We start from the raw sequence: 12,194 nt of genomic DNA on the forward strand, positions 1-12,194 counted from the left end.
TCCTGCCGTACGCGGATGTCGTGCCGGTAGCGCTTTCGCTGATCGGAGGCTTGCTCGAACGAACGAACGGGGGCCGGCCACTCCGCTGAGTGGCCGGCCCCCGCACGCGCGCGTGGAGCGCGAAGACGTCACCGGCGCCCCGATGGCGACGGTGGACGCAGGAAGGTCAGTCCGTCGCCTCGGCCAGCAGCTTCTGGATCCGGCTGACGCCCTCGACGAGGTCCTCGTCACCGAGGGCGTACGACAGACGCAGGTAGCCCGGCGTGCCGAAGGCCTCACCCGGGACGACCGCGACCTCGGCCTCCTCCAGGATGAGCGCGGCCAGCTCGACGGTGTCCGCGGGGCGCTTGCCGCGGATCTCCTTGCCGAGCAGTCCCTTCACCGAGGGGTACGCGTAGAAGGCGCCCTCGGGCTCGGGGCAGAGCACGCCGTCGATCTCGTTCAGCATGCGCACGATGGTCTTGCGGCGGCGGTCGAAGGCCTCGCGCATCTTCGCGACGGCCGTGAGGTCGCCGGAGACGGCGGCGAGCGCGGCGACCTGGGCCACGTTCGAGACGTTGGACGTGGCGTGCGACTGCAGGTTGGTCGCGGCCTTGATGACGTCCTTCGGGCCGATGACCCAGCCCACGCGCCAGCCGGTCATCGCGTACGTCTTGGCGACGCCGTTGACGACGATGCACTTGTCGCGCAGCTCGGGCACCACCACGGGCAGGGAGTGGAATTCCGCGTCGCCGTAGACCAGGTGCTCGTAGATCTCGTCGGTCAGGACCCACAGGCCCTTCTCGGCGGCCCAGCGGCCGATCTCCTCGATCTGCTCGCGGGTGTAGACCGCGCCCGTCGGGTTGGACGGGGAGACGAAGAGCAGCACCTTGGTGTTCTCGGTGCGGGCTGCCTCCAGCTGCTCGACCGAGACGCGGTAACCGGTGGTCTCGTCGGCGACGACGTCGACCGGGACACCGCCGGCGAGACGGATGGACTCCGGGTAGGTCGTCCAGTACGGCGCCGGGACGATGACCTCGTCGCCCGGGTCGAGGATCGCGGCGAAGGCCTCGTAGATGGCCTGCTTGCCGCCGTTGGTGACCAGGACCTGAGTGGCCTCCACCTCGTAGCCGGAGTCACGCAGCGTCTTCGCGGCGATCGCGGCCTTCAGCTCGGGGAGCCCGCCGGCCGGCGTGTAGCGGTGGTACTTGGGGTTCGAGCAGGCCTCGATGGCGGCCTGGACGATGTAGTCCGGGGTGGGGAAGTCGGGTTCACCGGCGCCGAAGCCGATCACCGGACGTCCGGCGGCCTTGAGGGCCTTGGCCTTCGCGTCCACGGCGAGGGTGGCGGACTCGGAGATCGCGCCGACTCGGGCGGAGACCCGGCGCTCGGTGGGAGGGGTTGCAGGGCTCATGGGACCCATCGTTTCAGACCGGAAACTCCCCCGGCACGCGGGTTTCACAGACTGAACACGGCAGAACATCCGTCCGGATCCGTGCGCCCTACCAGTGGATCTTCTGCGGAGGCGCTCCGCGCGGACACTTTCTGTTCGACGCCCGGCTCCGGACCACGTACACTCTCACCTCGTTGGCCTTCACCGGCCGCACTCAACCGGTGCACACCGAGCACCCGGTCGGATGCGGTACGTTGGGGGAAATCAAAGGGTCGTAGCTCAATTGGTAGAGCACTGGTCTCCAAAACCAGCGGTTGGGGGTTCAAGTCCCTCCGGCCCTGCTTCACACACCTTTCGCCAGGATGTGTGCGCATGTACGTACTGCAATGCACCGCCGTGCGGCTCAACCGGGCGCGGCACGGTCACGACCCGGGAATCAGGTGAGGACGAGTGACGGACGCCGTGGGCTCCATCGACATGCCTGATGCCGAGGCGCCGGAGTCCAAGAAGAAGGCCCGCAAGGGCGGTAAGCGTGCCAAGAAGGGCCCGCTGAAGCGCCTCGCCACCTTCTACCGCCAGATCATCGCGGAACTCCGCAAGGTTGTCTGGCCGACTCGCCATCAGCTGACGACGTACACCACAGTGGTGATTGTGTTCGTCGTCATCATGATCGGCCTGGTGACCGTGATTGACTATGGGCTCAACCACGCCGCCAAGTACGTCTTCGGCTGAGCCGAGAGCGAAGGGCGCCGTCACCGGCGCCCCTTTCGCGTGTTCCACCCCCATGTATCCAGGAAGAAGCAGCCACCGTGTCTGACCCGAACCTGAACGACGCCAGCGAGTCGGTCGAGTCCGTTGACGACGAGCTCGAGATCGTCGAGGGAGCGGACGTCGTGGACGAGTTCGAGGCTGCAGATGCCGCCGCCGGCGAGCCCGCCGAGGACGCGGCCCTCCACGTCGAGGACGAGTCCGGTGAGGACGTCGAGGGCGAGGACGTGCCCGACGAGGCGCTCGCCGCCGACACCGACGAAGCGCTCGACACCGACGAGGCAGAGGCCGAAGACGAGGCCGAGGCCGAAGTAGAGGCCGAGCCCGTCGACCCCGTCACCGCCCTGCGCGAGGAACTGCGCCTGCTCCCCGGCGAGTGGTACGTCATCCACACGTACGCCGGTTACGAGAACCGCGTGAAGACCAACCTCGAGCAGCGTGCCGTCTCGCTGAACGTCGAGGACTTCATCTTCCAGGCCGAGGTGCCGCAGGAAGAGGTCGCGCAGATCAAGAACGGCGAGCGCAAGACGATCAAGCAGAACAAGCTCCCGGGCTACGTCCTGGTCCGCATGGACCTGACGAACGAGTCCTGGGGCGTCGTCCGCAACACCCCCGGCGTCACCGGCTTCGTGGGCAACGCCTACGACCCGTACCCGCTGACCCTGGACGAGATCGTCAAGATGCTCGCCCCGGAGGCCGAGGAGAAGGCCGCCCGCGAGGCCGCCGAGGCCGAGGGCAAGCCCGTCCCGCAGCGCAAGGTCGAGGTCCAGGTTCTGGACTTCGAGGTCGGCGACTCGGTCACCGTCACCGACGGCCCGTTCGCCACGCTGCAGGCCACGATCAACGAGATCAACGCCGACTCGAAGAAGGTCAAGGGCCTCGTCGAGATCTTCGGCCGCGAGACTCCGGTCGAGCTCTCCTTCGACCAGATCCAGAAGAACTAGCACCTTCTGGACGTACGTCTTCCGAACAGGTCAGACGGGCTCTCGCAGCCGGTCTGACCTGCTCGGTTTTTAGCCGCGCACAGATACCCGTTATCGTTGTGCGGTATGCCTCCATCCGGATCATCACCTCGGTTGAAGGCAGCCGTCCGGGGCGACTCGGACGTAGGAAGGCGAAAACGAAAGAGGACCCGGAATGCCTCCCAAGAAGAAGAAGGTCACGGGGCTTATCAAGCTCCAGATCAACGCCGGTGCGGCGAACCCGGCCCCGCCGGTCGGCCCCGCGCTCGGTCAGCACGGCGTCAACATCATGGAGTTCTGCAAGGCCTACAACGCCGCGACCGAGTCGCAGCGTGGCTGGGTCATCCCGGTGGAGATCACGGTCTACGAGGACCGTTCCTTCACCTTCGTGACCAAGACTCCGCCGGCCGCGAAGATGATCCTCAAGGCCGCGGGTGTCGAGAAGGGCTCCGGCGAGCCGCACAAGACCAAGGTCGCCAAGATCACCCAGGCGCAGGTCCGCGAGATCGCCACGACCAAGCTGCCCGACCTCAACGCCAACGACCTGGACGCCGCGTCGAAGATCATCGCCGGCACCGCCCGTTCCATGGGCATCACGGTCGAGGGCTGACACCCACCTTCGTAGGAACCACGCGGCTTCGGCCGCACGTGGCAGGGCCTGCTCGGCCCGTACCACGACTCCTCAGAACACATCAGGAGCAGTAGTGAGCAAGCGCAGCAAGTCTCTCCGCGCTGCGGACGCCAAGGTCGACCGGGAGAAGCTCTACGCCCCGCTCGAGGCCGTCCGTCTCGCCAAGGAGACCTCCACGAGCAAGTACGACGGCACCGTCGAGGTCGCCTTCCGCCTGGGTGTCGACCCGCGCAAGGCCGACCAGATGGTCCGTGGCACCGTGAACCTCCCGCACGGCACCGGTAAGACCGCCCGGGTCCTGGTCTTCGCGACCGGTGACCGTGCCGAGGCCGCGACCGCCGCGGGCGCCGACATCGTCGGCTCCGACGAGCTCATCGACGAGGTGGCGAAGGGCCGTCTGGACTTCGACGCCGTCGTCGCCACCCCGGACCTCATGGGCAAGGTCGGCCGCCTCGGCCGCGTGCTCGGTCCCCGTGGTCTCATGCCGAACCCCAAGACCGGCACCGTGACCCCGGACGTCGCCAAGGCTGTCACCGAGATCAAGGGTGGCAAGATCGAGTTCCGCGTCGACAAGCACTCGAACCTCCACTTCATCATCGGCAAGGTGTCCTTCGACGACACCAAGCTGGTGGAGAACTACGGCGCCGCGCTGGACGAGATCCTTCGTCTGAAGCCGTCGGCCGCCAAGGGTCGCTACATCAAGAAGGCCGCGATCAGCTCCACGATCGGCCCCGGCGTTCCCGTCGACCCCAACCGCACCCGCAACCTCCTCGTCGAGGAGGACCCGGCCGCCGTCTGAGCCTCCCGCTCACCCCGGTGACCGCGTCGCGCACGCGTTTTTGAACGGGCCCCGCAACCTTTCGAGGTGCGGGGCCCGTCCTCATCTCCGGAGGCCTTTCCGGGGCGTGTGCCCCGGGGCGGAATCCTGATACGTGTGTCAGTGGCCTGCGCTAGCGTGCAGTTCACATAATTCGCATAGGGGTGGGACGAATGAAGAGCACCATGGTGCGCCGCGTGGCCCTCTCGATCGCGCTGACGGCCGCGCTGGCGGGGGCGACGGCCTGCAACTCCTCCGACTCCTCCGGGGGTTCGGAGAAGGACGGCAAGGCCGGGCACAAGGGCACCTCGCGCGTCAGCCCCATAGCGGCCCTGCGCTCCGCGGAGAGGTCCACCGACAGCGCGGACTCCGCCAAGGTCGAGTCCACGACCACCATGGGCACGCTGATGTCCATGAAGGCCGACGGCGTCATGGGCTGGGCGGACGGTCTCACCGGCACCATGACCATCACGTACACGGGCGGCACGCTCGCCGACACGATGCGTCAGACGGGCAGCACCTCGATGCAGGCCCGCTATCTGCCCGACGCCTACTACGCGAGGATGAGCGACAAGTTCGCCGAGCAGTCCGGCGGCAAGCACTGGATCCGGTACGCGTACGACGACCTCGCCAAGTTCGGCGGCAGCTCGGGCGCGTATCTCAAGGACCAGATGCAGAACACCACACCGAACCAGTCCGTGAAGCTCCTGCTCGCCTCCGGTGACGTCGAGAAGGTCGGCACGGAGACCGTGCGCGGCCGCGGGACCACGCACTACTCCGGCACGGTCGACGTCGCGGACCTGGCGACCAAGTCCTCCAACCTCAGCGCGAGCCAGCTCGCCGACCTCAAGAAGCAGCTCACGGCGGCCGGCGTCACCACCGAGAAGATCGACATCTGGGTCGACAGCGACGACCTGCTGGTCAAGAAGGTCGAGAAGGGCGAGCTGGCGAGCGGCACGATGAACTCGACGGCGTACTACAGCGACTACGGGACGAAGGTCTCCGCCGAGGAGCCCCCGACGGCCGACACCGCCGACTTCAAGGACCTGCTGAAGGCGCAGGGCGCCACGGGCGGCACCACGTCCTGAGCCCCGTCCGCCCTCCCGTGTCCCCGCCGCCGCCTCCCGAGCCCGTCGTCGCACCCCAAGTCCGGTCGTCCGCTGCCGGGTTCGGTGAAAACCCGGATGATCACCCGAGTCTCTTCGGATACGCTCACGCCGAATCTGTGTATGACTCATCTGTTCCTTGGGGGGAATCATGAGACTTTCTGTGCGCAACTCGGTACGGCACCCGGCGACCGGCGCGGCACTCGCGGCGCTGGTCCTCGGCGGGGGCGCGGTGGGCTGTACGAAGGACACCGCGGAGTCGCCCGCGCTCACGCCCGCCGCGGCCGTGGCGAAGGCGGCGAAGAAGACGGAGGCCGTCACCTCCCTCCGCTACCGCATGACCGGCAAGGTCCCGGAGCAGGGCCGGGTCAGCGGTGAGGCGGCGATGAGCACGAAGCCGCCGGCCATGAGCATGAAGATGACCGCCGAGGACCAGGCCGCCGACGGTCCCGTCGAGATCCGGCTCGTGGACAAGGCGATGTACATCGGCGGGGGTGCCCAGGCCGCCAAGGACATGGACGGCAAGAGCTGGATCAAGTTCGACATGTCCGCGCTGGGCGCGGACAAGGAGCTGAACGCGAACCAGCTGGGCGGCGGCCAGGCCGACAAGAACCCGGCCACCGAGTCCACCTTCCTCACCGGTTCGAAGAACGTGAAGAAGGTCGGGACCGAGACCGTCGACGGCGTGAAGACCACGCACTACAAGGGGAAGGTCACCCTCGACGAGTTCCGCAAGTCCCTCAAGGGCGCGGACAAGGCCACTCGCGCGACGCGGGAGAAGAGCCTCGACCAGTACACGAAGATGGGCATCGACGCGCTCACGATGGACGTGTGGGTCGACGGAGACGACCGCACCAAGCAGTTCCGTATGCGGGGGACCGCCGACAAGGGTCCGCTCGACATGACCATCACCTTCCTCGAATACAACAAGCCGGTGACGGTCAAGGCCCCGCCCGCCAAGGACACCGTCGACCTCGCCGAGATGATGAAGGGCGCCCAGGAGGGCTGATCCGCGCGGCCGGATCCGGCCGCGGCGGACCGGCCCCGCTGGGCCGTTCGGCCGGATTTGCTTGACGGAGTCCCCTTCACGTAGTCTCCTCGAGAAGCCAAAGACCGCTGGTCGTTGCCTCGTGCTCGCAAGAGGGCGTGGTGACCGAAGGATCCGCTGAAACTGCGGACGACCCGCGTAGGTGTTCGTGGATGTGATCCCGGAGTTCGCTCGCCCAGCGTGCGGAAGAATCCGGTTGAGCTACGCCCCGTGCGCCTGCGCCGGGGCGTTTCGTTTTCCTCAGCCCCTTCTGAGCGGTCCTCATCACCCGGAAGGAGGCCACGCTTATGGCAAGGCCCGACAAGGCTGCCGCGGTAGCCGAGCTCGCGGACCAGTTCCGCAGCTCGAACGCCGCCGTGCTGACCGAGTACCGGGGTCTCACCGTGGCGCAGCTCAAGACGCTGCGTCGTTCGCTCGGTGAAGACGCCCAGTACGCCGTGGTGAAGAACACGCTGACCAAGATCGCGGCCAACGAGGCCGGGATCTCCACGCTCGACGACCTGTTCAACGGTCCGACGGCGGTCGCCTTCATCACCGGTGACCCGGTGACGTCGGCGAAGGGTCTTCGTGACTTCGCCAAGGACAACCCGAACCTCGTCATCAAGGGCGGTGTCCTTGACGGCAAGGCGCTGTCCGCCGACGAGATCAAGAAGCTTGCGGACCTCGAGTCCCGCGAGGTTCTGCTCGCCAAGCTGGCGGGTGCCTTCAAGGGCAAGCAGACGCAGACTGCTCGTCTCTTCCAGGCGCTGCCCTCGAAGTTCGTCCGCACCGCGGAGGCGCTTCGTGCCAAGCAGGCCGAGCAGGGCGGTGCCGAGTAATTCGGCTCGCGCATTGACCGCCGCCTGAGGCGACGGTCGCAGCGGGCCGAACGTACGCCCGCCTCACCAGTACATACCGGCACCTGCCGAATGAGTGGAAGGACGCCATCATGGCGAAGCTGTCCCAGGAAGAGCTGCTCGCGCAGTTCGAGAACCTCACCCTCATCGAGCTCTCCGAGTTCGTGAAGGCCTTCGAGGAGAAGTTCGACGTCACCGCCGCCGCCGCGGTCGCCGCTGCCCCGGTCGGCCCCGTCGCCGTTGAGGCCGCCGAGGAGCAGGACGAGTTCGACGTCATCCTCACGGGTGCCGGCGAGAAGAAGATCCAGGTCATCAAGGTCGTGCGTGAGCTCACCTCGCTGGGTCTGAAGGAGGCCAAGGACCTCGTCGACGGCGCTCCGAAGCCGGTCCTCGAGAAGGTCGCCAAGGAGGCCGCCGAGAAGGCTGCCGAGTCCCTCAAGGGCGCCGGCGCCTCCGTCGAGGTCAAGTAACTCGACGAGTCCCCCGAGGACTCCTGTGAAGCCGACACAGCCGCTCGAGTAGCGCTGTAACGCTGACGCACTGAAGAGCGATCACCCAACTGGGTGGTCGCTCTTCGGCGTTCCAGGGGGTCCCCGAAGCGGCAGCCTTGCGCTGCAGGTCGCGACGAGTATGGTGATCTTCGTAGTGCCTCCGGCCGCCCTGTGACAGGCAGAGAGACGGGTTGCAAGACGGGCCGCACGTGACGATCGCGGCACTTGCTTTCGGCTTGGGGGGCCTTGACGAACCGCACGCAGCGCGCAATTCTCAGGACGCGTCGTCACAACGATCCGTATCCGAGGCATGGATCGCTGACGAAGAGGGCAGTATCGATGTGCATTGAGGGCGTGGCTTGCCGCAGGTGTTGAGCACGAAGAGGGTCTCAAGAAACCGGGACTGGACATCAGTGGGCCTACTGGCTACACTGACCCTTTGCGCTGCCTGTTAGCTGCCTCCTGCCCGTCACCAGGGGCATCCCCGTGTTTGAGCATCGACGGTTGGACTATCCCTGACCTGGCCTTCTCTGGCTGGATCGGGAACGGCCCGACGCTTTGTCCGACATGGGACCGGTACGCGCGTAGTGAGTCCGAGCCCTCGGAAGGACCCCCTCTTGGCCGCCTCGCGCACTGCCTCGACCGCGAATACGAACAACGGCGCCAGCACCGCCCCGCTGCGCATCTCTTTTGCAAAGATCAAGGAGCCCCTCGAGGTTCCGAACCTTCTTGCGCTGCAGACCGAAAGCTTCGACTGGCTGCTCGGCAACGACGCGTGGAAGGCTCGTGTCGAGGCGGCTCTGGACAGCGGACAGGACGTCCCCACCAAGTCCGGTCTTGAAGAGATCTTCGAGGAGATCTCTCCGATCGAGGACTTCAGTGGGTCGATGTCCCTGACGTTCCGCGACCACCGCTTCGAGCCGCCGAAGAACTCCATCGACGAGTGCAAGGACCGCGACTTCACGTACGCGGCCCCGCTCTTCGTCACCGCCGAGTTCACCAACAACGAGACCGGCGAGATCAAGTCCCAGACGGTCTTCATGGGCGACTTCCCGCTCATGACCAACAAGGGCACCTTCGTCATCAACGGCACCGAGCGTGTCGTCGTGTCGCAGCTGGTCCGCTCGCCGGGTGTCTACTTCGACTCCTCCATCGACAAGACGTCCGACAAGGACATCTTCTCGACCAAGGTCATCCCGTCCCGGGGTGCCTGGCTGGAGATGGAGATCGACAAGCGCGACATGGTCGGTGTCCGCATCGACCGCAAGCGCAAGCAGTCCGTCACCGTTCTCCTGAAGGCTCTCGGCTGGACCACCGAGCAGATCCTCGAGGAGTTCGGCGAGTACGAGTCCATGCGCGCCACCCTGGAGAAGGACCACACCCAGGGCCAGGACGACGCGCTGCTGGACATCTACCGCAAGCTGCGTCCGGGCGAGCCGCCGACCCGTGAGGCCGCGCAGACGCTTCTGGAGAACCTCTACTTCAACCCGAAGCGCTACGACCTCGCCAAGGTCGGCCGTTACAAGGTCAACAAGAAGCTGGGCAGCGAAGCCCCGCTCGACGCCGGCATCCTGACCGTCGAGGACATCATCTCGTCGATCAAGTACCTGGTGATGCTGCACGCCGGTGAGACCGAGACCGTTGGTGCCAACGGCACCTCGATCGTCGTCGAGACCGACGACATCGACCACTTCGGCAACCGTCGTCTGCGCAACGTCGGCGAGCTCATCCAGAACCAGGTCCGCACGGGTCTGGCTCGTATGGAGCGCGTCGTCCGCGAGCGCATGACGACTCAGGACGTCGAGGCGATCACGCCGCAGACCCTGATCAACATCCGGCCGGTCGTCGCCTCCATCAAGGAGTTCTTCGGCACCAGCCAGCTGTCGCAGTTCATGGACCAGAACAACCCGCTGTCGGGTCTCACCCACAAGCGCCGTCTGTCGGCGCTTGGCCCGGGTGGTCTCTCCCGTGAGCGGGCCGGCTTCGAGGTCCGTGACGTGCACCCGTCGCACTACGGCCGCATGTGCCCGATCGAGACCCCTGAAGGCCCGAACATCGGCCTGATCGGCTCGCTCGCCTCCTACGGCCGGGTCAACGCGTTCGGTTTCGTCGAGACGCCGTACCGCCGGGTCACCGACGGTGTCGTCACCGACGAGGTCGACTACCTGACGGCCGACGAAGAGGACCGATTCGTCATCGCGCAGGCCAACGCGCCGCTCGGCGATGACTTCCGGTTCGAGGAGACCCGCGTCCTGGTCCGCCGTCGTGGCGGAGAGGTCGACTACGTCCCCGGTGACGACGTCGACTACATGGACGTCTCCCCGCGCCAGATGGTGTCGGTCGCGACCGCCATGATCCCGTTCCTGGAGCACGACGACGCCAACCGTGCCCTCATGGGCGCGAACATGATGCGCCAGGCCGTTCCGCTCATCAAGTCCGAGGCGCCGCTGGTCGGCACCGGCATGGAGTACCGCTGCGCGGTCGACGCCGGTGACGTCCTGAAGTCGGAGAAGGACGGTGTGGTCCAGGAGGTCTCCGCGGACTACGTCACCACCGCCAACGACGACGGCACGTACACCACGTACCGCCTGCACAAGTTCTCCCGGTCGAACCAGGGCACCTCCGTCAACCAGAAGGTTGTCGTTGACGAGGGCGCCCGCGTGATCGAGGGCCAGGTACTGGCCGACGGTCCCGCGACCGAGAACGGCGAGATGGCGCTCGGCAAGAACCTGCTCGTGGCGTTCATGCCGTGGGAGGGTCACAACTACGAGGACGCGATCATCCTGTCGCAGCGCCTCGTGCAGGACGACGTCCTCTCCTCGATCCACATCGAGGAGCACGAGGTCGACGCCCGTGACACCAAGCTCGGCCCCGAGGAGATCACCCGGGACATCCCGAACGTCTCCGAGGAGGTCCTCGCCGACCTCGACGAGCGCGGCATCATCCGTATCGGTGCCGAGGTCGTCGCCGGCGACATCCTCGTCGGCAAGGTCACGCCCAAGGGTGAGACCGAGCTGACGCCGGAGGAGCGCCTGCTGCGCGCGATCTTCGGTGAGAAGGCCCGTGAGGTCCGCGACACCTCCCTGAAGGTCCCGCACGGCGAGATCGGCAAGGTCATCGGTGTCCGCGTCTTCGACCGTGAAGAGGGCGACGAGCTGCCGCCGGGCGTGAACCAGCTGGTTCGTGTCTACGTGGCGCAGAAGCGCAAGATCACGGACGGTGACAAGCTCGCCGGCCGTCACGGCAACAAGGGTGTCATCTCGAAGATCCTGCCGATCGAGGACATGCCGTTCCTGGAGGACGGCACCCCGGTCGACATCATCCTCAACCCGCTGGGTGTCCCGTCCCGAATGAACCCGGGACAGGTCCTGGAGATCCACCTCGGCTGGCTCGCCAGCCGCGGCTGGGACGTCTCCGGTCTCGGGGACGACTGGGCCAAGCGCCTGCAGGCCATCGGAGCCGACCAGGTCGCCCCCGGCACCAACGTCGCCACGCCCGTCTTCGACGGTGCGCGCGAGGACGAGATCTCCGGTCTCTTCGAGGCCACGATCCCGAACCGCGACGGCGATCGTCTGGTGCAGCCCTCCGGCAAGGCCCACCTGTTCGACGGCCGCTCCGGCGAGCCGTTCCCGGACCCGGTTTCGATCGGGTACATGTACATCCTCAAGCTCCACCACCTGGTCGACGACAAGCTCCACGCCCGCTCGACCGGTCCGTACTCGATGATCACCCAGCAGCCGCTGGGTGGTAAGGCTCAGTTCGGTGGCCAGCGCTTCGGTGAGATGGAGGTGTGGGCGCTGGAGGCGTACGGCGCCGCTTACGCCCTCCAGGAGCTGCTGACCATCAAGTCCGACGACGTCACCGGCCGCGTGAAGGTCTACGAGGCCATCGTCAAGGGCGAGAACATCCCCGAGCCCGGCATCCCCGAGTCCTTCAAGGTGCTCATCAAGGAGATGCAGTCCCTCTGCCTCAACGTGGAGGTGCTGTCCAGCGACGGTATGTCCATCGAAATGCGTGACACCGACGAGGACGTCTTCCGCGCGGCGGAGGAGCTCGGCATCGACCTGTCGCGGCGCGAGCCGAGCAGCGTCGAAGAGGTCTGACGGGAGTTCGGCGGGCCTTCTGCCACCTGTGGAAAAGGTGAGGAAGGCCTGCCGGCCCCA

Annotated in this window: 10 protein-coding genes and 1 tRNA gene; 10 read left to right on the forward strand and 1 reads right to left on the reverse strand. The window is 66.5% G+C overall.

Going from position 1 to position 12,194, the window contains the following annotated elements; translation table 11 throughout:
• Positions 1-166: 166 nt before the first annotated feature.
• Positions 167-1,393, reverse strand: coding sequence for a pyridoxal phosphate-dependent aminotransferase (locus ACWD68_RS10555; protein WP_451806066.1), 1,227 nt, complete (start codon positions 1,391-1,393; stop codon positions 167-169).
• Between the two features lie 247 nt (positions 1,394-1,640).
• On the opposite strand from ACWD68_RS10555, the gene ACWD68_RS10560 reads away from it, so the two are divergent.
• From ACWD68_RS10560 to rpoB, 10 genes are all read left to right on the forward strand, one after another.
• Positions 1,641-1,713: transfer RNA gene (locus ACWD68_RS10560), tRNA-Trp, on the forward strand.
• Between the two features lie 109 nt (positions 1,714-1,822).
• A complete protein-coding gene (gene secE / locus ACWD68_RS10565; RefSeq protein ID WP_151473517.1) occupies positions 1,823-2,104 on the forward strand; it encodes a preprotein translocase subunit SecE in 282 nt (93 codons plus the stop codon).
• Positions 2,105-2,181: 77 nt separating this feature from the next.
• The gene (gene nusG, locus ACWD68_RS10570; RefSeq protein ID WP_451806067.1) at positions 2,182-3,084 is read left to right on the forward strand and encodes a transcription termination/antitermination protein NusG; all 903 of its coding nucleotides are present in this window, start codon (positions 2,182-2,184) and stop codon (positions 3,082-3,084) included.
• 193 nt (positions 3,085-3,277) lie between these two features.
• The gene (gene rplK / locus ACWD68_RS10575) at positions 3,278-3,712 is read left to right on the forward strand and encodes a 50S ribosomal protein L11 (protein ID WP_019072313.1); all 435 of its coding nucleotides are present in this window, start codon (positions 3,278-3,280) and stop codon (positions 3,710-3,712) included.
• Positions 3,713-3,806: 94 nt separating this feature from the next.
• Positions 3,807-4,532 carry a 50S ribosomal protein L1 gene (gene rplA / locus ACWD68_RS10580; protein ID WP_451806068.1) on the forward strand — a complete coding sequence of 242 codons (726 nt, stop codon included), beginning with the start codon at positions 3,807-3,809 and terminating at the stop codon, positions 4,530-4,532.
• 191 nt (positions 4,533-4,723) lie between these two features.
• Positions 4,724-5,638 (forward strand): hypothetical protein, encoded by a 915-nt coding sequence (locus tag ACWD68_RS10585; protein WP_451806069.1) that lies wholly within the window; start codon positions 4,724-4,726, stop codon positions 5,636-5,638.
• A 181-nt stretch (positions 5,639-5,819) separates the two neighbouring features.
• Positions 5,820-6,665 carry a DUF1396 domain-containing protein gene (locus tag ACWD68_RS10590; protein ID WP_451806149.1) on the forward strand — a complete coding sequence of 282 codons (846 nt, stop codon included), beginning with the start codon at positions 5,820-5,822 and terminating at the stop codon, positions 6,663-6,665.
• Positions 6,666-6,991: 326 nt separating this feature from the next.
• The gene (rplJ, locus tag ACWD68_RS10595; RefSeq protein ID WP_103549163.1) at positions 6,992-7,522 is read left to right on the forward strand and encodes a 50S ribosomal protein L10; all 531 of its coding nucleotides are present in this window, start codon (positions 6,992-6,994) and stop codon (positions 7,520-7,522) included.
• Positions 7,523-7,632: 110 nt separating this feature from the next.
• Positions 7,633-8,010 carry a 50S ribosomal protein L7/L12 gene (rplL, locus tag ACWD68_RS10600; protein ID WP_326786080.1) on the forward strand — a complete coding sequence of 126 codons (378 nt, stop codon included), beginning with the start codon at positions 7,633-7,635 and terminating at the stop codon, positions 8,008-8,010.
• A 638-nt stretch (positions 8,011-8,648) separates the two neighbouring features.
• Positions 8,649-12,134 (forward strand): DNA-directed RNA polymerase subunit beta, encoded by a 3,486-nt coding sequence (gene rpoB, locus ACWD68_RS10605; RefSeq protein WP_451806070.1) that lies wholly within the window; start codon positions 8,649-8,651, stop codon positions 12,132-12,134.
• Positions 12,135-12,194: the final 60 nt, after the last annotated feature.

Source organism: Streptomyces sp. NPDC005141 (assembly GCF_053599975.1).

Excerpts from the sequence above, each read along its gene's own strand:
- ACWD68_RS10585 (WP_451806069.1), top strand. The coding sequence starts at position 4,724 with ATGAAGAGCACCATGGTGCGCCGCGTGGCCCTCTCGATCGCGCTGACG.
- rplJ (WP_103549163.1), top strand. The coding sequence starts at position 6,992 with ATGGCAAGGCCCGACAAGGCTGCCGCGGTAGCCGAGCTCGCGGACCAG.
- rplL (WP_326786080.1), top strand. The coding sequence starts at position 7,633 with ATGGCGAAGCTGTCCCAGGAAGAGCTGCTCGCGCAGTTCGAGAACCTC.
- ACWD68_RS10555 (WP_451806066.1), bottom strand. The coding sequence starts at position 1,393 with ATGAGCCCTGCAACCCCTCCCACCGAGCGCCGGGTCTCCGCCCGAGTC.
- rplK (WP_019072313.1), top strand. The coding sequence starts at position 3,278 with ATGCCTCCCAAGAAGAAGAAGGTCACGGGGCTTATCAAGCTCCAGATC.